This is a genomic window from Rhodococcus sp. D-6, assembly GCF_040256695.1.
Lineage (GTDB): Bacteria > Actinomycetota > Actinomycetes > Mycobacteriales > Mycobacteriaceae > Rhodococcus > Rhodococcus pyridinivorans.
Genome location: NZ_CP132970.1, coordinates 5248741 through 5269982, shown reverse-complemented (window position 1 = coordinate 5269982; position 21242 = coordinate 5248741). Strand labels below are relative to the sequence as shown.

22 protein-coding genes, 5 tRNA genes and 3 pseudogenes are annotated in these 21242 nt (G+C 67.4%); 15 read left to right on the top strand and 15 right to left on the bottom strand.

The features are described from left to right. The first annotated feature begins 24 nt into the window (after positions 1-24). The 3 genes from RBB84_RS24860 (at position 25) to RBB84_RS24850 (ending at position 2730) form a co-directional block, all read left to right on the top strand. Positions 25-1629, top strand: a complete 1605-nt coding sequence (locus tag RBB84_RS24860) for a sodium-dependent transporter (RefSeq protein ID WP_019289992.1) — start codon at positions 25-27, stop codon at positions 1627-1629. After that, a complete protein-coding gene (locus tag RBB84_RS24855) occupies positions 1626-1733 on the top strand; it encodes a methionine/alanine import family NSS transporter small subunit (RefSeq protein WP_006551747.1) in 108 nt (35 codons plus the stop codon). Before RBB84_RS24860 ends, RBB84_RS24855 begins: the two co-directional genes overlap by 4 nt. A 169-nt stretch (positions 1734-1902) precedes the next feature. Then, on the top strand, positions 1903-2730 hold the full coding sequence (locus RBB84_RS24850) for a hypothetical protein (RefSeq protein ID WP_064255942.1): 828 nt from the start codon (positions 1903-1905) through the stop codon (positions 2728-2730). Positions 2731-2777: 47 nt separating this feature from the next. On the opposite strand, the gene RBB84_RS24845 is transcribed toward RBB84_RS24850, so the two are convergent. Continuing rightward, a complete protein-coding gene (locus tag RBB84_RS24845; RefSeq protein ID WP_006551749.1) occupies positions 2778-3461 on the bottom strand; it encodes a TetR family transcriptional regulator in 684 nt (227 codons plus the stop codon). 163 nt (positions 3462-3624) lie between these two features. Between RBB84_RS24845 and RBB84_RS24840 the strand changes: the two genes are divergently transcribed. Both RBB84_RS24840 and RBB84_RS24835 read left to right on the top strand, forming a co-directional pair. Next, positions 3625-4470 carry an LLM class F420-dependent oxidoreductase gene (locus RBB84_RS24840; RefSeq protein ID WP_024103036.1) on the top strand — a complete coding sequence of 282 codons (846 nt, stop codon included), beginning with the start codon at positions 3625-3627 and terminating at the stop codon, positions 4468-4470. Between the two features lie 23 nt (positions 4471-4493). Then, positions 4494-5957 (top strand): FAD-dependent oxidoreductase, encoded by a 1464-nt coding sequence (locus tag RBB84_RS24835; protein ID WP_064255943.1) that lies wholly within the window; start codon positions 4494-4496, stop codon positions 5955-5957. Between the two features lie 49 nt (positions 5958-6006). Here the strand turns inward: RBB84_RS24835 and RBB84_RS24830 are convergent. The 3 genes and pseudogenes from RBB84_RS24830 to RBB84_RS24820 form a co-directional block, all read right to left on the bottom strand. After that, positions 6007-6159: pseudogene (locus RBB84_RS24830) on the bottom strand (GMC oxidoreductase); the annotation flags it as partial. A 237-nt stretch (positions 6160-6396) separates the two neighbouring features. Then, a complete protein-coding gene (locus tag RBB84_RS24825) occupies positions 6397-6957 on the bottom strand; it encodes a TetR/AcrR family transcriptional regulator (protein ID WP_024103033.1) in 561 nt (186 codons plus the stop codon). Positions 6958-7033: 76 nt separating this feature from the next. Next, positions 7034-7773 (bottom strand): annotated as a pseudogene (locus RBB84_RS24820) (cytochrome P450); the annotation flags it as partial. Between RBB84_RS24820 and RBB84_RS24815 the strand changes: the two are divergent. Next, complete coding sequence (locus RBB84_RS24815) at positions 7702-8121, top strand: oxygenase MpaB family protein (protein WP_331712450.1); 420 nt, start codon at positions 7702-7704, stop codon at positions 8119-8121. The pseudogene RBB84_RS24820 and the gene RBB84_RS24815 overlap by 72 nt on opposite strands. 46 nt (positions 8122-8167) lie before the next feature. Next, the gene (locus RBB84_RS24810) at positions 8168-8440 is read left to right on the top strand and encodes an oxygenase MpaB family protein (RefSeq protein WP_252174248.1); all 273 of its coding nucleotides are present in this window, start codon (positions 8168-8170) and stop codon (positions 8438-8440) included. 97 nt (positions 8441-8537) lie between these two features. Here the strand turns inward: RBB84_RS24810 and RBB84_RS24805 are convergent, their stop codons facing one another. Next, positions 8538-9173 (bottom strand): TetR family transcriptional regulator C-terminal domain-containing protein, encoded by a 636-nt coding sequence (locus RBB84_RS24805; RefSeq protein ID WP_024103032.1) that lies wholly within the window; start codon positions 9171-9173, stop codon positions 8538-8540. Positions 9174-9266: 93 nt separating this feature from the next. Here RBB84_RS24805 and RBB84_RS24800 point away from each other — a divergent pair, with 93 nt between their 5' ends. Then, positions 9267-9494, top strand: coding sequence for a hypothetical protein (locus RBB84_RS24800; protein ID WP_197481815.1), 228 nt, complete (start codon positions 9267-9269; stop codon positions 9492-9494). 34 nt (positions 9495-9528) lie between these two features. On the opposite strand, the pseudogene RBB84_RS24795 reads toward RBB84_RS24800, so the two are convergent. Next, positions 9529-9693: pseudogene (locus tag RBB84_RS24795) on the bottom strand (short-chain dehydrogenase); the annotation flags it as partial. A gap of 83 nt (positions 9694-9776) precedes the next feature. On the opposite strand from RBB84_RS24795, the gene RBB84_RS24790 reads away from it, so the two are divergent. Both RBB84_RS24790 and RBB84_RS24785 read left to right on the top strand, forming a co-directional pair. Further along, positions 9777-10514 (top strand): phosphotransferase, encoded by a 738-nt coding sequence (locus RBB84_RS24790; RefSeq protein WP_024103030.1) that lies wholly within the window; start codon positions 9777-9779, stop codon positions 10512-10514. Between the two features lie 48 nt (positions 10515-10562). Further along, a complete protein-coding gene (locus RBB84_RS24785) occupies positions 10563-11225 on the top strand; it encodes a class I SAM-dependent methyltransferase (protein WP_006551778.1) in 663 nt (220 codons plus the stop codon). A gap of 1 nt (position 11226) precedes the next feature. Here RBB84_RS24785 and RBB84_RS24780 read toward each other — a convergent pair whose 3' ends face one another. From RBB84_RS24780 to RBB84_RS24745, 8 genes are all read right to left on the bottom strand, one after another. Continuing rightward, the gene (locus tag RBB84_RS24780) at positions 11227-12318 is read right to left on the bottom strand and encodes a prenyltransferase (protein ID WP_041803549.1); all 1092 of its coding nucleotides are present in this window, start codon (positions 12316-12318) and stop codon (positions 11227-11229) included. Further along, positions 12305-13036 carry a class I SAM-dependent methyltransferase gene (locus tag RBB84_RS24775; protein WP_024103028.1) on the bottom strand — a complete coding sequence of 244 codons (732 nt, stop codon included), beginning with the start codon at positions 13034-13036 and terminating at the stop codon, positions 12305-12307. The genes RBB84_RS24780 and RBB84_RS24775 overlap by 14 nt, the downstream gene beginning before the upstream one ends. Continuing rightward, on the bottom strand, positions 13030-14268 hold the full coding sequence (locus RBB84_RS24770; protein ID WP_024103027.1) for a glycosyltransferase family 4 protein: 1239 nt from the start codon (positions 14266-14268) through the stop codon (positions 13030-13032). Before RBB84_RS24770 ends, RBB84_RS24775 begins: the two co-directional genes overlap by 7 nt. A gap of 224 nt (positions 14269-14492) precedes the next feature. Then, positions 14493-14566: transfer RNA gene (locus RBB84_RS24765), tRNA-Asp, on the bottom strand. Between the two features lie 85 nt (positions 14567-14651). Continuing rightward, a tRNA-Phe gene (locus tag RBB84_RS24760) sits at positions 14652-14728 on the bottom strand. A 39-nt stretch (positions 14729-14767) separates the two neighbouring features. After that, positions 14768-14841 (bottom strand) — tRNA-Asp (locus RBB84_RS24755). Positions 14842-14895: 54 nt separating this feature from the next. After that, a tRNA-Glu gene (locus tag RBB84_RS24750) sits at positions 14896-14968 on the bottom strand. 100 nt (positions 14969-15068) lie between these two features. Next, positions 15069-15728, bottom strand: a complete 660-nt coding sequence (locus tag RBB84_RS24745) for a TetR/AcrR family transcriptional regulator (RefSeq protein WP_006551782.1) — start codon at positions 15726-15728, stop codon at positions 15069-15071. A 333-nt stretch (positions 15729-16061) separates the two neighbouring features. On the opposite strand from RBB84_RS24745, the gene RBB84_RS24740 reads away from it, so the two are divergent. Continuing rightward, a tRNA-Lys gene (locus RBB84_RS24740) sits at positions 16062-16134 on the top strand. Between the two features lie 84 nt (positions 16135-16218). Here the strand turns inward: RBB84_RS24740 and RBB84_RS24735 are convergent. Continuing rightward, the gene (locus tag RBB84_RS24735) at positions 16219-16857 is read right to left on the bottom strand and encodes a hypothetical protein (protein ID WP_064255946.1); all 639 of its coding nucleotides are present in this window, start codon (positions 16855-16857) and stop codon (positions 16219-16221) included. Positions 16858-17044: 187 nt separating this feature from the next. On the opposite strand from RBB84_RS24735, the gene RBB84_RS24730 reads away from it, so the two are divergent. The 4 genes from RBB84_RS24730 (at position 17045) to dusB (ending at position 20664) form a co-directional block, all read left to right on the top strand. Further along, entirely contained in the window at positions 17045-17506 is a 462-nt protein-coding gene (locus RBB84_RS24730) for a hypothetical protein (RefSeq protein ID WP_006551784.1), read from the top strand. An 86-nt stretch (positions 17507-17592) separates the two neighbouring features. Next, complete coding sequence (locus tag RBB84_RS24725; RefSeq protein WP_019290016.1) at positions 17593-18195, top strand: DUF937 domain-containing protein; 603 nt, start codon at positions 17593-17595, stop codon at positions 18193-18195. A 205-nt stretch (positions 18196-18400) separates the two neighbouring features. Next, entirely contained in the window at positions 18401-19354 is a 954-nt protein-coding gene (locus RBB84_RS24720) for an acyl-ACP desaturase (RefSeq protein ID WP_024103025.1), read from the top strand. 167 nt (positions 19355-19521) lie between these two features. Next, complete coding sequence (dusB, locus tag RBB84_RS24715; protein ID WP_024103024.1) at positions 19522-20664, top strand: tRNA dihydrouridine synthase DusB; 1143 nt, start codon at positions 19522-19524, stop codon at positions 20662-20664. Positions 20665-21242 lie beyond the last annotated feature (578 nt).

Genomic DNA, 21242 nt, shown 5'->3' with positions numbered 1-21242 from the left:
CGGATGAATGGAGGGACGAGGTTCGTGGCACAGCACGAGGTCACACGTAAACGGGAAGTCTGGTCGGGCCGGTCGGTGTTCATCATGGCCGCGATCGGCTCGGCGGTCGGACTCGGCAACATCTGGCGCTTCCCGTACATCGCTTACGAGAACGGTGGTGGCGCATTCCTGATCCCGTATCTGGTCGCGCTGCTGACCGCGGGTATCCCCCTTCTCCTGGTCGACTACGCGATCGGGCACAAGTTCCGCGGATCGCCGCCGCTGGCCTTCCGCAGACTGCGCCGCGGCGCCGAGTTCATCGGCTGGTGGCAGGTGCTGGTGTGCTTCGTCATCGGCGTGTACTACGCGGTGATCGTGGCCTGGGCCGCGCGGTACACCTTCTTCTCGATCACCGAGGCCTGGGGCGACGACCCCGAAGGCTTCTTCATGAGTTCGTTCCTGAACCAGGACACCGATGCGACCTTCGGCCTGAGCTTCGTGCCGGGCGTCGCGTGGACGCTGTTGCTGGTCTGGATCGCGACGCTCGCGGTGCTCGCTCTCGGCGTCCAGCGCGGTATCGGCAACGCCAATCGGTTCTTCGTGCCGTTGCTGGTCCTGCTGTTCGGTGCGCTCGTCGTCCGGTCGCTGACCCTCGACGGCGCGACCGCCGGTCTCGATGCGTTCTTCACCCCGAACTGGTCGGCGCTGACCGACACCGGGGTGTGGATCGCGGCGTACGCGCAGATCTTCTTCTCGCTGTCCGTCGCCTTCGGCATCATGGTGACCTACGCGTCGTACCTGAAGCGCAAGACGAACCTCACCGGTTCGGGTCTCGTGGTCGGGTTCTCGAACTCGAGCTTCGAGGTGCTCGCCGGCATCGGCGTCTTCTCCGCTCTCGGCTTCATGGCCCAGGCGCAGGGTGTCGAGGTCGGTGAGGTGGTCGCGGGCGGTATCGGCCTCGCCTTCATCGCTTTCCCCACGATCGTCTCGGAGATGCCCGGCGGCCCGCTCTTCGGTGTGCTGTTCTTCGGTTCGCTGGTCTTCGCCGGGTTCACGTCGATGATCAGCATCATCCAGGTGACCGTCTCGGCCTTCCAGGACAAGACGGGCCTCGGCCGGGTGCCGGCGGTACTCGCCATCGGTGGTGTGTCGGCAATCGTGTCGCTGCTGCTCTTCCCCACCACCACCGGCCTGAACACTCTCGACGTGGTGGACCGCTTCGCGAACCAGTTCGGCATCGTGGGTGTCGCCTTCGTGGCGCTCGTGGTGGTCGCGTGGATCTATCGTCGTCTGCCCGAACTCCGCGACCACCTCAACTCGGTGTCGTCGTTCAAGGTCGGCACGGGCTGGATGGTGTTCACGGGCATCATCACCCCGCTCGTCCTCGGCTACATGCTGTTCAGCGAGATCCGCGACCGTGTCCGCGACGGCTACGGCGGTCTTCCCGACAGCCTGGTCACGGCCTTCGGCTGGAGCGTGCAGGCCGGCGTGATCATCCTCGCCGTCCTCCTGACGTTCATCCCCTGGCGCAGGGGAATCGACGAGGAATACGAGCTGGACGAGAACCGTCCGCCCGCATCCGCCCAGGCGCCTGCTTCGTCCGGTGCTCCCTTACCCGGACCCGACTCGTCCACAGGAGGTACCCGATGAGCACAGCGGCCGTCGCCATGATGATTCTCGCCCTCGTCACGCTGTGGGGCGGTCTCCTGCTGAGCATCCTGCATCTGCGTAAGCATCCGGACGATCCGGACTGATCATCCGCACCACCGACTCACATGGGTGTCGGTTCGGTAACACCACGGGGCGGCGCTCTGGCCGGAGCGCCGCCCTTGTGGTCTCCTGGAGCCGTCGTACTCTAAACCTCTAGTTTAGAGTTAGGTAGAGCCCGTCCGGGTGTCACGACCCACAGGAGGAGAACCCCATATGAGCCGCAGACACCGCAATCGGATGCGTCGCATCTCGGCCGCCGCAGCCCTGACCGTCGCCGCAGGTCTGGCGCTTCCCACCATCGCCGGCGCCGAACCCGCACCCACGGACCCGGCAGCACCGGCGGAAGCGCCCGCCACGAGCCCGCTCGTGAGCTCGCTCGAGGCTCTCCGCGCGCTGCCCGGCGTCGATCCCACGACTCTCGCTGCCGCCGAAGCGATCGCGAACGCACGCGGAAGCGCTGTCGACGCGGCCGAAGCGACACCGCTCGGCGCCTACGAGGACGGCATGGAGTTCCTGCGTCGCCTCGGCGTCGAACCGTTCCTCTACCCCACCGGCGCACCGTTCTGCACGGCCGACGGCGACCTGCCGCTGGGCACCGTGCCCGCCGTTGCGGGTGCTCTGCCCGGGCCCTGGCCGAACCGCAGCCTGTCGCCGCTGCCGGGCACCCTGAACGTCGTCTCGCCCGGTGAGACGCTCTTCGCGTTCGTCCCCGTCGGCCTCGAGGAGGACGCCGACACCTCGGGCATCCAGCTCGCGTGGTTCAACGTCAACACCTTCCAGGGTGGCTTCGTCCCGATGGGCACGCCGGAGGAGACCGCGGCGGGAGCCATTCCGGCCGGCCTTCCCGTCCAGGCCCGCGGCATCGTCGAGCAGGCCATCACGACCTTCATCGCCGACACCCTGCCGCCGGGTGGCGTGCGGGTCGCGCCGGTCGAGACGGGGTCGGGCACCGTGCTCTCGGCCGTCTTCGGCAACGTGCGCAACGGCGACACGCAGTGCTTCTTCCTGCCCACGATCGGCATCGTGGACGTGCCGGCCTGATCGAACCAGAGCTCCCGAGCGGAGCCCAGAACTGCAGCGGGTGGGCGTCAGCTCGCCCGCTGCAGTCGGTTCAGCCGGTCGAACACGAGCGTGACAGCGGTGTCCATGTGCGCGAGCACATCGTCGACCGACTGCCGGCCCGCCACCCAGGCGACCAGCGCCGACATCCACACGTCGGCGATGATTCGCACGGCGTTGAGCACCTCTTCGGTGACGATGTCGATGCCTGCCGCCTGCGCGAACAGTCGGGTGAGCACCTCACCGAGACGGTCGAGTTCGGGCGCCGAGGACGCGTCGGCGAACATCGCCGCCCGGATGAGCGCGTCGTAGCGCAGCGGGTTCTCGGACAGACGCGGCATCACTCCGCGCAGGACGCCCATCAGGCGCTCGGCGGCACTGTCGCCAGGGATCTCCACGGTGGTCACGGCTTCGGCGGCGGTCTCGAATTCGAGTACGAGCGCCACGACGAGCAGGTGGTTCTTCGAGGGGAAGTAGCGGTAGACCGTGCCGAGAGCGACACCGGATCGGTCTGCGACCGCCCGCATCTGCACGGCGTCGTATCCACCCTCGGAGGCGAGCTCCTCGGCGGAGGCGATGATCCGCATGTACCGCGCCCGCTGTGCCGGTCGCAGGCCCGCACCGGGCGACCGGGTGGACCCGAGGGCCGGCCGCGAGGTCTGCGTCGACGCCGACTCCTCGCCCGCGGTCTCCGTCGTCGACTGCTCCGTCATCACGCCACCTTCCGTTCATGCCCGTTTCGAGGATAGTTCAGCGTGGGACGACTGCCTTTTCGTACGGCCGACCGGCCGCAACCGGACAGGTGTCCGGAAATCTCTTCCCTCCGGATGTAGAACGCGTTACATTTTCTCCGTCACCGTCTGGAGAGGGGCTGTTGTGCGCCACGGAATCACCCTGTTCACGAGCGACCGGGGAATCCGGCCCGAAGTCGCTGCCTCGACCGCGGAGAGTCGCGGTTTCGACAGTTTCTACGTGCCCGAACACACCCACATCCCGATCCGCCGCGAATCCGCGCATCCGGGAACGGGCAACGAGACCCTTCCCGACGACCGTTACATGCGCACCCTCGATCCGTGGGTGGCGCTGGGGCTCGCAGCCGCGGTGACGTCGACGATCAAACTGGGCACCTCCGTCGCACTGCCCCTCGAGCACGACCCCATCACGCTCGCCAAGACCATCGCGAGCCTCGATCACCTCTCCGGCGGCCGGGTAAACTTCGGTGTCGGATTCGGTTGGAACGCAGAAGAACTCGCCGACCACGGCGTACCGCCGAAGAAGAAGCGCACCGCCATGCGCCAGTATCTCGAAGCGATGCAGGCGCTGTGGACCGAGGAAGAGGCCTCCTACGAGGGAGACTTCGTCGCATTCGGGCCGAGCTGGGCGTGGCCGAAACCCGTGCAGCAACCACGGCCCCCGATCTTCCTCGGCGCCGGTTCCACCGACCGCAACTTCGACTGGATCGTCCGCCACGCCGACGGCTGGATCACCACCCCCACGGAGAACAACGTCGTCGACAACGTCGCCCGTCTCCACAAGGCCTGGGCCGACGCCGGTCGTGCCGGAACTCCCGAGATCCTCGCTCTGGCAGGCCGTCACGACGCCGAACAACTGAAGATCTGGGAGGACGCCGGGGTCACCGAGGTGATCTTCGGTCTGCCCGACCGCGCCCAGGACGACGTCGTCGCATACATCGGCCGACTCGCCTCGAAACTCGACCACTGATCACCGACCCCGAACGGACCCCGATGAGCACCGATCTCCACCCCCTTCCCGCCGGCAGCGTCTCCACCTGGGACCACGAAGCCGACGTCGTCGTCGCCGGTTACGGCATCGCCGGTGTCTCGGCGTCCATCGAGGCCGCCCGCGCGGGTGCCGACGTGCTCGTGCTCGAGCGGACCGGCGGTTGGGGCGGTGCGGCCTCACTGTCGGGCGGCATCGTCTACCTCGGCGGCGGCACCCCGCTGCAGAAGGCCCTCGGATTCGACGACACGCCCGAGAACATGAAGGCGTTCATGCTCGCCGCGCTCGGGCCGGGCGCCGACGAAGCGAAGATCATCGAGTACTGCGAGGGCAGCGTCGAACACTACGAGTGGCTCGTGGACAACGGCGTGGTGTTCAAGGAGAGCTTCTGGGGCGAACCCGGGTGGGAGATCCCCGGTGACGACGGCCTGATGTACTCCGGCGGCGAGAACTCCGCGCCCTTCAACGAGATCGCGACGCCCGCCCCGCGCGGCCACGTCCCGCAGATGACCGACAAGCGGACCGGCGAGAAGGGTGGCGGGTACATGCTCATGCAGCCGCTCTCCCAGATCGCCGAAAGCCTCGGTGTGCGTGCCGAATACGACGTGCGGGTGCAGCGGTTGATCGTCGACGGCGACGGACGCGTCGTGGGCCTGACGGCCAAGCAGTACGGCAAGGACGTCCACATCCGGGCCCGCCGCGGCGTCGTCCTCGCGACCGGCAGTTTCGCGTACAACCAGGAGATGGTCGAGTCGTACGCGCCGCAGCTCAGCGGTCGCCCGGGTGCGGCGATCGAGGAGCACGACGGCCGTGCGATCCGCATGGCGCAGGCGCTCGGCGCCGATCTCGCGCACATGGACGCCACCGAGGTCGCCTTCTTCGGCGACCCGCAGTTGATGGCCCGCGGCATCCTCGTCAACGGCCGCGGTCAGCGGTACGTCCCCGAGGACACCTATCCGGGCCGTATCGGTCAGCTCACGCTGCTGAAGAACGACAACCAGGCCTATCTGATCATCGACGAACAGGCGTACGAGGAGGGTTGTGCGGCAACGAGTTCGACGCCCTTCTTCCGGTTCCGTCCGAAGTGGGTCGCGGAGACCGTCGCCGAACTCGAATCCGACATGGAACTGCCTGCCGGGACGTTGCAGGCGACCGTCGAGGTCTACAACAGACACGCGGAGAGCGGCAGCGATCCGGTGCTGGGCAAGAAGAGCGAGTGGGTCAAGCCCATCGGCAGCCCGATCGCCGCGCTCGATCTCCGAAACTGCACAGCAGGTTTCACGCTCGGCGGTCTGCGCACCTCGGTGAGTTCGGAAGTGCTGCACGTGTCCGGCGATCCGATCCCCGGCCTGTTCGCCGCCGGTCGCTGCACGTCGGGCGTGTGCGCGTGGGGTTATGCGAGCGGCACGTCGCTGGGGGACGGAAGCTTCTTCGGTCGCCGCGCCGGTCTGTCGGCCGCGAAGGGCTGAGACCGAACGGGTGGTTCCCGCGGCCGAGCCACCGGAACCACCCGTCAGGTCAGAACACGCGATCCAGGTCGCGTGAGACGATCCGATCGGCGCCGTACTCGGCGAGTGCCGCGATCGTCATCGACGGATTGCACGCCCCGGTCGATCCCGGGATCTTCGCGCCGTCCACCACATACAGGCCGGGCTGGCCGTGCACGCGACCGGCGTCGTAGTGCCGGACTCCTCGGCCGTCGACGATCCCCAGACCGATCATCGTGGTCGTTCCCACATCGACAGGGAACGGCAGCGGGCCGGTGACGACCATCAACGGTCCGGCGGGATCGGTGTAGTCGGGCATACCCACACAGGCGGAGCTGAAGATCACGGCGCCGAGCGTCGGTGGATCGGGCGAAGCGGGCCCTGCGTGCGACGCGGAGCCCGGGGATGCCTGGATCGTGGATCACTCCAATAGAAGTCGGGCGGATGTCTCCAGCCTGTCGGCGAGTTTCTCGTAGGTGCCGTAGCCCATGCCGGCCCGGACGAGCGCGCCGGCGTAGAGCAGTTCGAGTGCTTCGAGTTCGTCGGGATCGGAGTCGGCGCCGAGGGCTGCCGAGACCCGGTGACGGATGTCGAGTCCGATGCGCGCACGCAGGTGTTCGACGTCGGGGTCGTGACCGAGCAATGCACTGGTGACCGCGGCCGCGAGTTCGGGTTCGTCGGCCAGCAACAGCGCGATTCCCCGCAGCACCGCGACCACCCGATCGGCACGGCTCGCGCTCTCGGCGTCGGCCGTGGGAGCGTTGGCCAAGCGACGCCAGAACACCTCGGCGACGAGGTGTTCCTTGGACGAGAAGTAGGTGTAGGCGGTGGCCGGGGCGACACCGGCGCGGGCTGCGACCATACGCACCGTCAACCCCGTGAATCCCTCCTCGCGGAGCACCTCGACCGCGGCCTGCGTGAGCCTCGCAACCGTGTCGGCCTGCTTCTCGGTCAAGCGACGACGGGTCGATTCGAGATTCACGTTTCTGGACACGTGTCTGGACATTACTACGGTTGGAGGGGGTCGGCAACGCCCGCAGCGCGTTCATTCGGCGAATTCAGCGCTCTCGTCGGTGGATACGGACGGGCATGGACTTGATGCCGTTGATGAAGTTCGATCGCAACCGCCGCGGTTCGCCGGCCGGTTCGACCCCGTCGATACGGGCAATGAGAGTCTCGAACATGATCCGCAGTTCGAACCGCGCCAGATGTCCCCGAGACAGAAGTGCACGCCCGTCCCGCCGAAGGCGACGTGCGGATCGTGCTCGCGCCCGATGTCGAAGACGTGCGCGTCGTCGAAGACCTCCTCGTCGCGGTTCGCGCTCGGGTAGTAGACGATCACATTGTCGCCCCGTTCGACCTGCTGGTCGCCGATCGACGCCGGACAGGTGGGCGTGCGATGTCGTCGCGCGGCGATCTCGTTGGCGTACAGGAAGATCTCGGCGGCGGCGAGTTCGTCGTCCTCCTGAGTGGTGCCGTATTCGGGGTCGTCCCAGCCGATCATGCGGTTCGACCAGTCGTAGAGCTTGCCGACGTCCTCGGCCGGTGCGCCCAGCAGCGCTGCGATCACCTCCAGCGGCAGGGGTGCCGAGATCGCCGGGACGAAGTCGATCACCGTGCCGTCGCGTGCGGCCTCGATCGCGGCGTCGACGGTGCGTTCGCACGTCCGCCGGATGCGCTCCTCGAGCGTCTTCACCATGCGCGGGGTGAAGCCACGGCTCACGCGTTGCCCGAGGCGGGTGCGCTCCGGCGGGTCGAGGTCGAGCAGCATGGACGCCTGTTTCAGGCGTGTCTCCTCGGCGTCGGCCAGGGGGTCGTCGACAGCACGGTCGACACCGGCCGTGCCGATCTCCATCCAGTCAAGCGGGCCCTCACGACCGGCACCTATCTGGCGGTTGCGGTGTTCGGCACCGAGGCCGACCGCGATTTCGTCCGCAAGTCGGTGCGGAAGATCCACGCGCGGATCACGTCGTCACCCGGCGCGGAGGTCAGCTACAGCGCCAACTCCCCCGCCCTGCAGTTGTGGGTCGCGGTCTGCCTGCTCGAGTACTTCATCGACCAGCACGAGTTCCTGTACGGCCTGCTCACCGAGGAGCAGTACGCCCGCGCGCCCTTCGCGACGGCGCGACCCTCGCGACGACGCTGAACGTCCGGCCGGGTCGTGGCCCACGACCCGCGAGGAGTACGAGGAACTGTGGAAGGCCGGTGTCGCCGACATCTCCATGAACGAGCAGGTGCGCGAGTACCTCACCGGAGTCTGCGATCTCGCGTTTCTCGAGAAGCGTTTCGGACGACTGGGCCGCGGGATCCACCGGGTGCTCGGCCGGTCGTTCGAACTGATCACCCGCGGTGCACTGCCGCCGGAGTTCCGCGACCTCATGCACTATCCCTGGACCGCCGACGACCAGCGACGCTTCGACAGCTATCTCGTGGCGGTCCGGCGCCTGCACCGCGTCACGCTGTAGGTGTGGCCGTTGCTGTGGAAGGCCTACCTTTTCGATCTGCGCACGCGGCGACGTCTCGGGCTGCGGGTCCTCTGAGCCCTGCCCTCACACGACGAAGTCACCCGTCCGCCTCGGGCGACGTGTCGAGCAGTTCGGTGAGGCGGTGCGTCAGAATGTCGCGGGCCGCTCGCGGCGCGAGAGCGTCCACGACGACCAGTGCGGCGAGACCGGTTGCCAGACCGAGCAGTTCGTAGGCCCGGGACCGGAACCGTGCCGCGTCTGCCTGCTTGCCGCCGTGGGTGTCAAGACATCCGCCGATCAGCTGCGCCAGGAGCGATACGAGTTCGTCGTATCCGCGCACGACGCGGTCCTTCAGCTCGGATCGTGTGTACGCATACGTCTCGAACGCCTGCGCGACGCGCACGAGCCGGCAGTCGTCGGCCGTCTCCGGGATCAGTTCGGTCAACACGGCGTCGAGGATCGATGCGGGACCCTCCCCCTCGAGACCGTTCTCCGAGGTCCGTCGCCGCACGCGCTCGGTTCCCAGTTCGTTGACTGCAGTGAACGCTCCCGTCAACAGGTCGTCCTTGGTCGGGAAGTAGTGCTGGACCCGCCCCACCGACACGCCCGCCACCGCCGCGACGCGCCTGATCGTCACCTGCTGGGCACCTTCGGTGTCGACGACGGTGAAGACCGCGTCGAGGATCTCCCACCGCCTCTCGTCGTGCGTCGCCCCGAGCCCGCGAACCGTCACGGCATCACCCTCATTTCAGTTGATTTGTATTGATTTATTTGTTTCCCTACCGTAGCGTGGGAATCGGATCAATACAAATGTATCGTAAAAAATGTGGAGGCATTCGTGGAATCGATCGCGACGCTCGTCGGTGTCCTGTTCATCGTCCAGGGCGGAGGCGGCCTGATCAACAATCTCTTCAGCGACTCGAAGAGTTGGTTCGCGCTCAACTACGTCGACCTGCCCGCGCCGCTGCATCTCGCGGGGCATGCACTCCTGCTCGCCGTCGGACTGCTGATGGTGGTGCGTACCAAGGGCTGGAAGTGGCTCGTCGAGGATTGACCTGATCCGGCGCTCCCGCACGACTCGCGCCTTCCACGAGGTGGGCGAATTTGTCGAGCGTCCGGGACGGCGACGTGTTGTGGTCCCGCCACGCCGGCAGCGTCGGTGCCGGCTTATCGAACCGACCGACAAAGCATCCGGAGCCGGCGAAGATTCCGCCGGTCACGGACGCCAGGTCGCTCACGAGGAAGGCGTAGAGCCAACCCCGGCCGGAGCGCACCATGACCGATCTGTTACTCACTCGTCGCGAAGCTGCCGTCACCCGATCCCGGGACACGGAGGATGCTCGCCGGCGCCTATGGCGGGGAGGCACGCTTCTACAGCGACATCGAGCCGTCCGTCGCGGTGCTCACCCCCAGCTGCTATCACGTCACCGTCGGCGAGGACGGGGAGTTCACCCTCCTCCTCGAGGACGCCGCCCCGGCACTGCCCGGCGACCAGCTCGCCGGGTGCATCGTCGACGAGGCGCACGACGCCGTCCGCAATCTCGCCGGACTGCACGGTCCCCGCTGGTGCGCACCCGACCTCCACGAATCGGACTGGCTCACCACGACGGACGCCGAGCAGGCACGGATCCTCGCCGAGTTGCACGGCCCGGCCATCGAGCCCTTCGTCGACGGTCGCGGCGAGCTGATCGGCGCCGACGACCGCGACACGCTGTGGGCCTGCGCCGAGCTCACCGAGGGGTGGGTGCTCGCGCGATCCGACCGGTTCGCGCTGCTGCACGGCGACTACCGGCTCGACAACCTCCTGTTCCCACCCCGTGGCGAGAGCGGTGTCGTCCCGGTGGACTGGCAGACCCTGACGGTGGGGCTTCCCGCCCGCGACCTCGCGTGTTTCGTCGGGACGAGCCCGGCGCCGGCGGTCCGGCGCGAGCACGAGCAGGCCCTGGTCTCGACCTGTCATCGCGCGTTGCTGTGCCACGGTGTCGAGTGTTACGGCCTGCAGCAGTGCTGGGACGACTACCGCTTCGCGATGCTGCCGTGTCCGAGAGCATCGGACGGCGCGACCGGTCGGTAGGGTGCTCGGGATACACCGCATCACGCGAGAAGAACGGAGATCCATCCGATGTCCCGCACCACCCTGCCCCGTGAGGCGATCGAACTCGCTGAGGCGACACCGGGTTTCATGCCCCAGGACGAGGGAACCGCACTGCACGAGGCTGCGGTGCAGTATCTCGGTGACGGCGTCGGCGTCGAGATCGGCACCTACTGCGGCCGCTCGACCGTGTATCTCGGCGCTGCGGCCAAGGCGACCGGCGGCACCATCGTCACCGTCGACCACCACCACGGTTCGGAGGAGCATCAGCCCGGCTGGGATTACCACGATCCGTCGCTGGTCGACCCGCACACCGGCCGCCTCGACACGGTCGGCGCACTGCGGCACACTCTCGCCGACGGCGACCTCGAATCGCACGTCGTCGCGGTGGTCGGCAATTCTCCTGTGGTGGCGTCGTTCTGGCGCACCCCCGCCTCGTTCGTGTTCATCGACGGCGGACACAGCAGCGAGGCGGCCCGGGCGGACTACGACGGCTGGGCGAGATGGGTGCGCATCGGCGGCGCCCTGATCATCCACGACGTCTTCCCCGACCCGAAGGACGGCGGCCGGCCTCCGTACGAGATCTACTGTCTCGCACTGGAGAGCGGGGAGTTCGTCGAGAAGTCGGTGACGTCCTCGCTGCGGGTTCTCCAACGCACCGCCGGCACGGTCGGATCACGGCCCGGCAGCTGAACTACCGGACGAGCACCGGGCAACGCTCGGTGCAGCGGTCGGCGCCCACCTGGTCGGCGGGTGCCGCCGCATCCCGGAAGATCGCGTTTCCTCCCGTCGTGCGCGAGAGCGCGTCGGCGGCGAGGATCACCGCTGCGCTGGTCCAGGAACTGACCTCCACCGGCCAGCGCTTGCCGTCGGCGTAGACCAGACCGGTCCAGTACGAACCGTCCGGGTCGCGCAGATGCTGCATGGCCGCGAACAATTCGCGGGCACGCCCGGCGTGGCCGAGTGCGTCGAGCGCCAGGACCAGTTCGCACGTCTCGGCTCCGGTGACCCACGGACGATGGTCGACGCACCGGATCCCGAGACCGTCGACGACGAAATCCGACCAGCGTTCGCGGATCCGTTCGTGCGCATCGGTGCCGCGCACCGCTCCCCCGAGGATCGGGTAGTACCAGTCCATCGAGTACTCGGGCTTGGGCGTGAACGCCTCGGGATGCCGACGCAGAGCGTGGCCGAGACGGATCAGCGCGACCTCCCATTCGGGTTGCGCCTCACCGATCAGATCGGCGATCCGCAGACCGCACCACAGACTCTGGTGGATACTCGAACAGCCTGTGAGCAGCGCTTCGTCGAACATCCCGCCGTCGCCTCGCGCCCAGGAGATCTGGCCGCCCGGCAACTGCATGTCGACCACGAGGTCGAGCGCTGCCCGCACCGTCGGCCACATGTGCTCGACGAACCCGCGATCACCCGTCACGAGATGGTGGTGCCATACGCCAACGGCGATGTAGGCCGTGAAATTGCTGTCGGTGTCGTGGTTCTCGACGATGTCGCCCCGGAACTGGATGGGCCACGACCCGTCGGCGCGCTGCGTCCGCCGCGACCACTCGAAGGCGGCGTCCGCCTCTTCGCGTAAACCGATGACGGTCAACGCCATCGCGGATTCGATGTGATCCCACGGGTCGATGTGCCCACCGGGGAACCACGGGACGGCGCCCGAGGGCTCCTGCATCCGCGCGATGGCCCGGCCCGTCGCCAGGCTCTGTTCCGGCGACAGCACACCCGGCACCGACGGCACCGTCACGCGCGCGGATTCACCGCGCCGCACCGGCGTTTCCCGGCTTCTCGAGGTAGAACACGACACTCTTCCCGATGACGGGATCGAGGATCTTCTCGGCCGTGCGAGTGATCCACGGGGCCTTCATAAGATCCCAGACCAGCAGCCGGTGGTACGCCTTCGTCAGCGGATTGTCGTCGTTGTCGACGCCGACGGCGCACTTGAGCCACCAGTACGGTGCGTGCAGTGCGTGGGCGTGGTCGGTGCCCGAGACCGTCAGACCGGCTGAGGCGAGTTTCGCGGCGAGTTCGTCGGCCTTGTAGATGCGGATGTGCCCGCCCTCCACCTCGTGGTAGGCGTCCGACAGGGCCCAGCAGATCTTTTCCGGCAGCCAGCGCGGCACGGTCACGGCCGCGACACCACCGGGTTTGAGGACCCGGACGAGTTCGGCGATGGCCCGCTCGTCCTCCGGCACGTGCTCGAGCACCTCGGAGATGAGCACGAGATCGAAGGTCGCGTCGTCGTACGGCAGCGCGAGCGCGTCGCCGACCTCGGCCCGGGCCAGCGCACCCTCGGGGACCTCGCCTTCGAGTTCCATCGCGACGAACATGTCGGCGACGGCCTTCATGTCGTCGGCGTTCTGGTCGAAGGCGACGACATCCGCGCCGCGGCGGTACAGCTCGAAGGAGTGGCGCCCCGCGCCGGCCCCGATGTCGAGAGCGCGTATCCCCGGTACGACGCCCAGGCGGTCGAAGTCGACGGTCAGCATCCGTTCTTCCCCTCTCGATGCGCGGCGATCGCCTTGTCGTAGATCGCGGCGGTCTGCGCGGCCACGGCCGCCCAGCTGTAGCGTTCGAGCACACGCTCGCGGCCCTTCGTGCCGAGACGCCGACGCTCGGCCGGGTCGTCGAACAGGCCCGCGAGCCCTGCTGCAAGCTGTTCGGCGTCGCCCGGAGGCACCAGCCGACCGGCGTCCCCGACGACCTCGGGGATGGCCCCGGCGCGGCTCGCGACGAGCGGTGTTCCGCACGACATCGCCTCGATGGCCGGCAGCGAGAATCCCTCGTACAGCGACGGCACCGCCGCGATCTCGGCGGAGGCGAGCAGGTCGGCGAGTTCGGTGTCGTCGATCCCGGAGACGGTGCGCACGACGTCGCCGATCGCGAGTTCGTCGATGAGCTTCTCGGTGGCGCCGCCCGGGGCGAGCTTCGAGACGAGGACCAGTTCGATCTCGCGTTCGGTGCGCAGCTTCGCGACCGCCTCGAGCAGGGTGGGAACACCCTTGAGCGGGGCGTCGGCGCTCGCGACGCAGACGATCCGACCGGGAACTCGCTCGTCCTTCCGCGGCGCGAACACCTCCGTGTTCACGCCGAGCGGGATCGTGTGGATGCGTTCGGATTCGATCCCGAAGGCGGTGCGGATGTCGTCGGCCGAGTTCTCCGACACCGTGAGCAGCGTGGGAATCTGCTGGGCCACCTTCTCCTGCATGCGCAGGAATCCGTACCAGCGCCGGAGCGTGACCTTACGGCTGAGGGTGGTCGCGGAGGCGAGATCGAGTTCGCGGTCGCGGGTGATCGGATGGTGGATCGTCGCGACGAGAGGAAGGTCCTCGGCGATGCGCAGCAAGCCGGACGCGAGCGACTGGTTGTCGTGCACGACGTCGAAGTCGCCGAGGCGGTCGCGCAGCAGTCGTGCGGCGCGCAGACCGAAGGTGCGTGGTTCGGGGAAACCGGCGGTCCACATGGTGGCGACCTCGAGGACGTCGATCCAGTCGCGGTACTCACCCAGCTTCGGGGTGCGGAACGGATCGTCGTCGCGGTAGAGATCGAGACTGGGCACCTTCGTGAGCGTCACGCCGGGGTCGAGCTCGGGGTACGGCTGCCCGGAGAACACCTCGACGGTGTGCCCCTGGGCGACGAGTTCGCGACTGAGATGGCGGACGTAGACCCCCTGACCCCCACAATGCGGCTTGCTCCGGTACGACAACAGAGCTACGCGCACATTCCACCTCGGGGTTCGCTCGGAGGGCCAGGTCGCTCGGACAGATGTCCACTAGTTGTGTAGGGCACACACTAGAACATGTTTTGTGTCCTCACGATAGCGAGCCGGACCGCACCCGGTGCGGATCGGCGATACGAGTGGGACCACGACGCAGACACCGGACCGCGAACAGGTGACGACGACGAAGCCCCGGTATCGATGTGATGCCGGGGCTTCGCCTGGAGCGACCCTGACGGGACTCGAACCCGCGACCTCCGCCGTGACAGGGCGGCGCGCTAACCAACTGCGCCACAGGGCCATGAGGAACCGGAGTTCCCACAGCTCGACCCACCGCAACCGGTGGGTCGAAGATATGAAATTGATGGTTGTTCGCCGGACAACCGTGGTGGCCAGGGCCGGGATCGAACCGGCGACCTTCCGCTTTTCAGGCGGACGCTCGTACCAACTGAGCTACCTGGCCGGACGGCACCCGAACCGAATGCCGATCGAAACTCTGGAGCGACCCTGACGGGACTCGAACCCGCGACCTCCGCCGTGACAGGGCGGCGCGCTAACCAACTGCGCCACAGGGCCATATATATTCACTTCTCACACCAAGATACTGCACACTTCGACGAGGTCGAAGCGTACCCCCTACGGGATTCGAACCCGCGCTACCGCCTTGAAAGGGCGGCGTCCTAGGCCGCTAGACGAAGGGGGCCCGATCGGATTTCTCCGAACCGCACCCTCAACGGGTTTGGCGTTCCGTTGGGAGCTTGGACAGCTTATGCCACGGCATTCGCGAATCACAAATCAGCAGGTCAAGTGGCTGATTCGTCGTTGTTGGGCCTGCTCGGCCAGCCCTTCTCCCGCCACTGCGCGAGCCACTGCTCCGATGCCATCGCCTCGAGCGGCACCTCCACGCAGGCCTCGAAACGGGCGCGGACGTCGGTCTCCGGCGACGTGAGGTCGGCGAGATAGCGTTGACCGGCGAGTGACGACGCGATGGCCTCGACGAAACGCTGGAGGTCGACATCGGGCCGGAACAGGCCCTTCTCCTGCGCTTCGCGCGCCAGCTGGTAGCCGGCCCGCCCCCACAGGACGCTGCCGCGCAGCCTGACCTCCTCCGCGAACTCGGGTTCGGTGACCAGACGGAACTCCGCGGCGATGACCACGTCGTCGTGCAGAGCCGCACCGAGATCACCGACGAGACCGTGCAGCCGCTCGAAGGGGTCGAGATCGGGGACGTCCATCCACCTGCCGACGATGGCACGGTAGTGCTCGAGTCCTTCGTCGAGCACCGCCCGGGCCAGATCCTCCTTGGACGCGAAGTGAAAGTACATCGCACCCTTGGTGGCGTTCGACTGCTCGAGGATGGCGTTGATCGATGCTGCGGCGAAACCTCGCCGCGCGAATTCGGTGGCTGCCGATCGGACGATCGCAGCCCGCGTACGACGCGCACGCTCCTGTTGACGAGGCATGGGGAAATTCGGCCTTCCACGTTCCTGTGTTCCCCCACGAGACAACTCTAGTCTGCCCCCTCACAACCCCGCTTCCAGGCCGTGTTCCACCGGGTGAAATGTGAAACTCCACCCCCGACACCCGGGTTTCCACAGAACACACCGAGTGGTACGCTTTGTCCGGCTCGGGTGCGGAGCAGGGGGTGGGCACCCGAGCCTCTTTCCATTCGTCACGGGTGGCGTCCGCACCGCCGGATGTCCGATATCATCGATCGCGCAGCGTGGCTCACCCTGTGATGTGGTCACCGGACCATGCGGTGTGATCACTGCGGTGTGGTTACACTGTGCGCCCATGCCCCTATAGCTCAGTTGGTAGAGCTACGGACTTTTAATCCGCAGGTCGTAGGTTCGAGCCCTACTGGGGGCACCGGCAACGCCGGCGTCGTACACGACGCCGGCGTTCGTCGTTCCGGAACGTCCCACGGTCCTTCGTCGGAGTCCGGGTCCTTCGTCAGAGACGGTGGGAGCCGGGCGGGACGTCGTCGGTGTTCCGGCCGAGTTCCTTCTCCGCCTCACGGCGCGCATCGAGGCGCTCCTGCTCGATCCGGCGCTGCTCGAGATCCGTGCGGGCCTGCTTCAGATCACGTCCGCGCTTGCGGTAGCGGGTGAGCGCGACGACGAAGATCACCGCGAACAGAGCTCCGACGATCGCGCCGATCAGCGTGGCGCCGCGGAAGCCGGGCGCGTCCACGTCGAGGATCCGCTCCCCCGCGTGCGCACCGTTCCCCGTACCCAGCACGACCGCCAGGGTCATGAGGTTCGGCAGGGCGACCACCAGCGCGAGCACGCCGAAGGTGATCTGCAGCCCGCGGCTGTACCGCCAGTTGCGGACCTGCCAGATCCACGCGAGCAGCGCGATGGGGATCGCCGTGCACAGGATGCCGAAGAGCAGACCCCACAGCACTCCGCGCGCGAAGCCGCCCTCGGCGAGGTTTGCGATCCGCTGCGCCCACCAGCGAGGAACGAACGCCGCCAGGGTGTAGTAGGCGATGACGAGCACGATCAGCGCCACGACCACGGCGATGGTCTTCTTCGCCCACGGCGGCAAGCCTTTCCGCGAACCGGTCTCGTCGACATTCATGTCCGTCATTTCGAACCTTCCTGGCCGATCGGTCCATGTGCACCTGCCGTGCGCATCTCACCCTACGGACCACCGCGTTCGGAGCAGTGCATTCGGGCAGGTCTCTTCGCACTGCGAATTTCACCCGGTGCGGTTGCCCGTCTTTGTATACGGTGAGCCGCAGGGGTAATCGAATATTCATCGTCCGGGGAGGAACATGCGCAGTTTCGTGGACCTGGGCCTGTTCCTGGCCGCCGTCGCTCTGGGAATCGGGTCGGTGTTGCCGGTGGTCGGCGGAATACGACCCACCGAGATTCCCCTGTCGGCGCTGCGCGACGGTTTCCCCGAGGGCGATCTCGCCGGTGTCGCGGTCCCGGGTCTACCGCTGTACGAGTCCCTCGCGGTACCGCTGGTCGTGGCCGCGATCCTGCTCCTCGCTGCCGCACTGTTCGACTCGGTGGCCGTCGGCTGGGCCGGGACGCTGATCGGTGTCGCGACGGCCGCGGTGTTCTGGACGCGTCTGTTCCAGACCCACGGCGAGTACGTCGAACTCAATCGCAGTACGACCCTGACCAATCAGAACGGGACAGTGCTCCTGCTCAGCGGCACGCTCGTCGCACTGCTGTGTTGCCTGATCGCGTTGCGCCGTTCGCCGACGAGCGCCGCCTCGCTCGACTGACACCTCCCGCTGCAACGGGCTTCGTCCCGATACCCTCTCGGCACCGGGTGGCCACTTCGGGGCACCCACGAGCCAAGGCAGGAACGATGGCAAGTCTCGACGATCTGATGTCCCGCATTCCCGTCGACCAGGTGGCGCAGCGACTCGGTGTCGACAACGCGACGGCGGAGACGGCCGTCCGCGCCGCACTCCCCACCCTCGTCGGTGGTCTCGACGCCAACGCCCAGAATCCGACCGGGGCGGCCTCGCTGCTCTCCGCGCTGGGCAAGCACTCCGAGTCGAACCTGGCCGAGGGTCAGGTCGACGTCGACGGGATCGACACCGAGGACGGCGACAGGATCGTCTCCAATGTCTTCGGCGACAAGAAGGATCAGGTGATCTCGACCCTCGGTTCCGTGAACGGCGCCGGCGGGAACGATCTGATCGCCAAGGTCCTGCCGATCATCGCCCCCATCGTGCTGTCCTATCTCGCCAAGCAGATCGGTGGCGGTGCGGGAACGAACACCGCGAGCGCTCCGCAGGGCGGAGGTCTCGCCGATCTCCTCGGGGGTCTGCTGAAGAACGCCGGTGGTGGATCGGTCGGCTCCGGCGGTGGGATCGGCGACGTCCTCGGCAGCGTGCTCGGCGGCAGTTCGGGTGGTGGACTCGGCGGTCTCCTCGGGGGACTTCTCGGTGGAGGCAAGCGCTGAAACCCTCCGGAACCGCACGTTCCGCTCGTCCGTGTGATACGGCACGAGCGGGACGGTACTGTCCTCGAGCCGCTCGGACCTGTACCGTGATCCGGGCGAATGTGGGGGGCCACCGGTGCACCGCGTGCCGCGGCGACGAACGGCCGGGCTCCCCTCCTCCGTAGGCCGGCGGAATACACGGACACGATGTGAGGGGTAGAAGAGTATGACGCGAGTCCTGACTCAACTGGAGCTGCTGCGAGAGCTGGAGCCTGTGGCCGAGGCGAACCTCAACCGGCATCTCTCGATGGCGAAGGACTGGCACCCCCACGACTACGTGCCGTGGGACGAGGGCCGGAACTTCGCCGCGATGGGCGGTGTCGACTGGGAACCCGAGCAGTCGAAGCTCGACGAGGTCGCCAAGGCTGCCATGATCACCAACCTCCTCACCGAGGACAACCTGCCCTCCTACCACCGGGAGATCGCCGAGAGCTTCTCGCGCGACGGAGCCTGGGGCACCTGGGTCGGCCGGTGGACCGCGGAGGAGAACCGCCACGGCATCGTCATGCGCGACTACCTGGTCGTCACGCGCGGTGTCGATCCCGTCGCACTCGAGAACGCCCGCATGGAGCACATGACGAACGGCTTCGCGTCCCCCAACTCGACTGGCATGCTCCACTCCGTCGCCTACGTGACCTTCCAGGAGCTCGCGACCCGCGTGTCGCACCGCAACACCGGTCGTGCCTGCGACGACTCGATCGCCGACAAGATGCTCCAGCGCATCGCCGCCGACGAGAACCTGCACATGATCTTCTACCGGAACATCTGCGACGCGGCGATCGACATCGCTCCGGCCCAGACGCTCGCCGCGATCGTCGAGGTGCTCGAGAACTTCCAGATGCCGGGTGCCGGCATGCCGAACTTCCGTCGCAACGGTGTGTTGATGGCCAAGCACGGCATCTACGACCTGCGTCAGCACCTCGACGACGTCGTGATGCCGGTGCTGCGCAAGTGGAGGATCTTCGAGCGAGATCTCGGCAGCGAGGCGCAGCAGGATCTCGACAAGCTCGGCAACTTCCTCGACGAACTGGAACGTCAGGCGGGGCGGTTCGAGGAGATGCGCGATCGCTCCCTCGCCCGCGAAGCTGCCAAGCGCGAGAAGGTGGGCGCGCACGCCTGAGTCCGGATGCACACAGCCGCCCGAGTCCGGATGCACACAGCCGCCCGAGTCCGGCGGAGGTTATCCTGTGCCCGGTGCCGTTTTCGGTGCCGGGCACAGTCGTTTCCGCGGCCCATCACTGACGGGCACGCTATTTCTTTGTCACACAACGTTTTCCAGAGGTACCCATGTCTTCCCTCCGTATCGGCCCGCTCGAACTGAACAGCCCGGTCGTGCTGGCGCCGATGGCGGGAGTGACGAATGTCGCATTCCGCACGCTGTGCCGCGAACTCGAACTCGAACGGGCCGGCAGCACGTCGGGCCTGTACGTCTGCGAGATGGTCACCGCCCGCGCCCTCGTCGAGCGGCACCCGGTCACCATGCACATGACGACCTTCGGCCCCACCGAGACGCCGCGGTCGCTGCAGCTCTACACCGTCGATCCCGGCACGACCTACGCGGCGGCGAAGATGATCGTCGACGAGAACCTCGCCGACCACATCGACATGAACTTCGGATGCCCGGTCCCGAAGGTGACCCGCAAGGGCGGAGGGTCGGCCCTCCCTTACAAGCGCCGGTTGTTCGGGCAGATCGTCGCGGCCGCCGTCCGCGCGACCGAGGGCACCGACATCCCGGTCACGGTCAAGTTCCGCATCGGGATCGACGACGAGCACCACACACATCTCGACGCCGGTCGCATCGCGGCCGCCGAGGGTGCCGCGGCCGTTGCCCTCCACGCCCGGACCGCTGCGCAGCGGTACTCCGGAGCGGCCGACTGGGACGAAATCGCGCGGCTGAAGGAGCACGTCACCGACGTGCCCGTGCTCGGCAACGGCGACATCTTCGACGCATCCGACGCCGAGAAGATGATGGCGCAGACCGGTTGCGACGGCGTCGTCGTCGGTCGCGGTTGCCTCGGACGTCCGTGGTTGTTCGCCGAACTGAGCGCCGCGCTCGGCGGTCGCCCGATCCCCACCCCGCCGAATCTCGGTGAGGTGACGCAGATCATGCGGCGGCACGCCGAACTGCTCGCCGATCACCACGGCGAGGATCGCGGTCTGCGCGACATGCGCAAGCACATCGCCTGGTATCTGCGTGGTTTCCCTGCGGGTTCGGAGATCCGCAACGGCCTCGCCCGCGTGTCGACGCTCGCCGAACTCGACGACCTGCTGGGCAAACTCGACCACGACGTACCCTTCCCCGCCGATGCCGAAGGCCCGCGGGGACGTCAGGGCTCCCCGAGCAGCGTCGCTCTGCCCGACGGCTGGCTCGACGATCCCGAGGACACCTGCGTGCCCGAGGGCGCCGACATGATGCACTCGGGCGGGTAACCCGTCCCGGCATGTAGTCCCGGACGATAGACGGATCGACCGGTGGATGTCGTGCGACACAGCCGCGTCACCGTCACATGAAACAGACGATCAGTATCATTGCGGAGTCCTCGCGACGGTCGCCGGTGAGCGATCACGTGGACGACGACGGATCCGAGGCGGTGCGACCGCGGAAAGAGCAGGTATCGGTGGACGAGGAGCACGAGACAGGATCCCCGGATCCTCGCGCTCCCTGGGAACGGCCGATCGCCGACAGCAGCTACCGCGAATCCCGCTCGTCCCGCCGCAGCCGCTCGGGTGGGGTGCACCGCTCCGACGACACCGATCCCGATTCGCGTCGCCACGAGAGTGCACGCAACCGCCGGGCCGCGGACTCGGACGATCCGGAGCAGCTCACGGTCGCCGAACTGCTCGACAAGATGGGACGACGATCCGATCCGTCCCCCCGGTCGGATCCGCCCCCGGCCGATCCGCCGCACACGTCCACCTCGTCGTTGCCCCCGGCCCGTCCCCGCGACCCGGAATCCGCCCGGCACGTCGCGACCGAGGACGATGCCGGTCGAGCGGAACTCCCGCGC

What these genes read in the sequence shown, in the direction of transcription:
- RBB84_RS24845 (WP_006551749.1), bottom strand. Translation starts at nt 3,461, where the DNA reads ATGACGGAGCAGTCGACGACGGAGACCGCGGGCGAGGAGTCGGCGTCG.
- RBB84_RS24745 (WP_006551782.1), bottom strand. Translation starts at nt 15,728, where the DNA reads ATGCCTCGTCAACAGGAGCGTGCGCGTCGTACGCGGGCTGCGATCGTC.
- RBB84_RS24775 (WP_024103028.1), bottom strand. Translation starts at nt 13,036, where the DNA reads ATGCTGACCGTCGACTTCGACCGCCTGGGCGTCGTACCGGGGATACGC.
- RBB84_RS24785 (WP_006551778.1), top strand. Translation starts at nt 10,563, where the DNA reads ATGTCCCGCACCACCCTGCCCCGTGAGGCGATCGAACTCGCTGAGGCG.
- RBB84_RS24855 (WP_006551747.1), top strand. Translation starts at nt 1,626, where the DNA reads ATGAGCACAGCGGCCGTCGCCATGATGATTCTCGCCCTCGTCACGCTG.
- RBB84_RS24850 (WP_064255942.1), top strand. Translation starts at nt 1,903, where the DNA reads ATGAGCCGCAGACACCGCAATCGGATGCGTCGCATCTCGGCCGCCGCA.
- dusB (WP_024103024.1), top strand. Translation starts at nt 19,522, where the DNA reads ATGTCTTCCCTCCGTATCGGCCCGCTCGAACTGAACAGCCCGGTCGTG.
- RBB84_RS24725 (WP_019290016.1), top strand. Translation starts at nt 17,593, where the DNA reads ATGGCAAGTCTCGACGATCTGATGTCCCGCATTCCCGTCGACCAGGTG.
- RBB84_RS24835 (WP_064255943.1), top strand. Translation starts at nt 4,494, where the DNA reads ATGAGCACCGATCTCCACCCCCTTCCCGCCGGCAGCGTCTCCACCTGG.
- RBB84_RS24790 (WP_024103030.1), top strand. Translation starts at nt 9,777, where the DNA reads ATGCTCGCCGGCGCCTATGGCGGGGAGGCACGCTTCTACAGCGACATC.
- RBB84_RS24720 (WP_024103025.1), top strand. Translation starts at nt 18,401, where the DNA reads ATGACGCGAGTCCTGACTCAACTGGAGCTGCTGCGAGAGCTGGAGCCT.
- RBB84_RS24730 (WP_006551784.1), top strand. Translation starts at nt 17,045, where the DNA reads ATGCGCAGTTTCGTGGACCTGGGCCTGTTCCTGGCCGCCGTCGCTCTG.
- RBB84_RS24735 (WP_064255946.1), bottom strand. Translation starts at nt 16,857, where the DNA reads ATGACGGACATGAATGTCGACGAGACCGGTTCGCGGAAAGGCTTGCCG.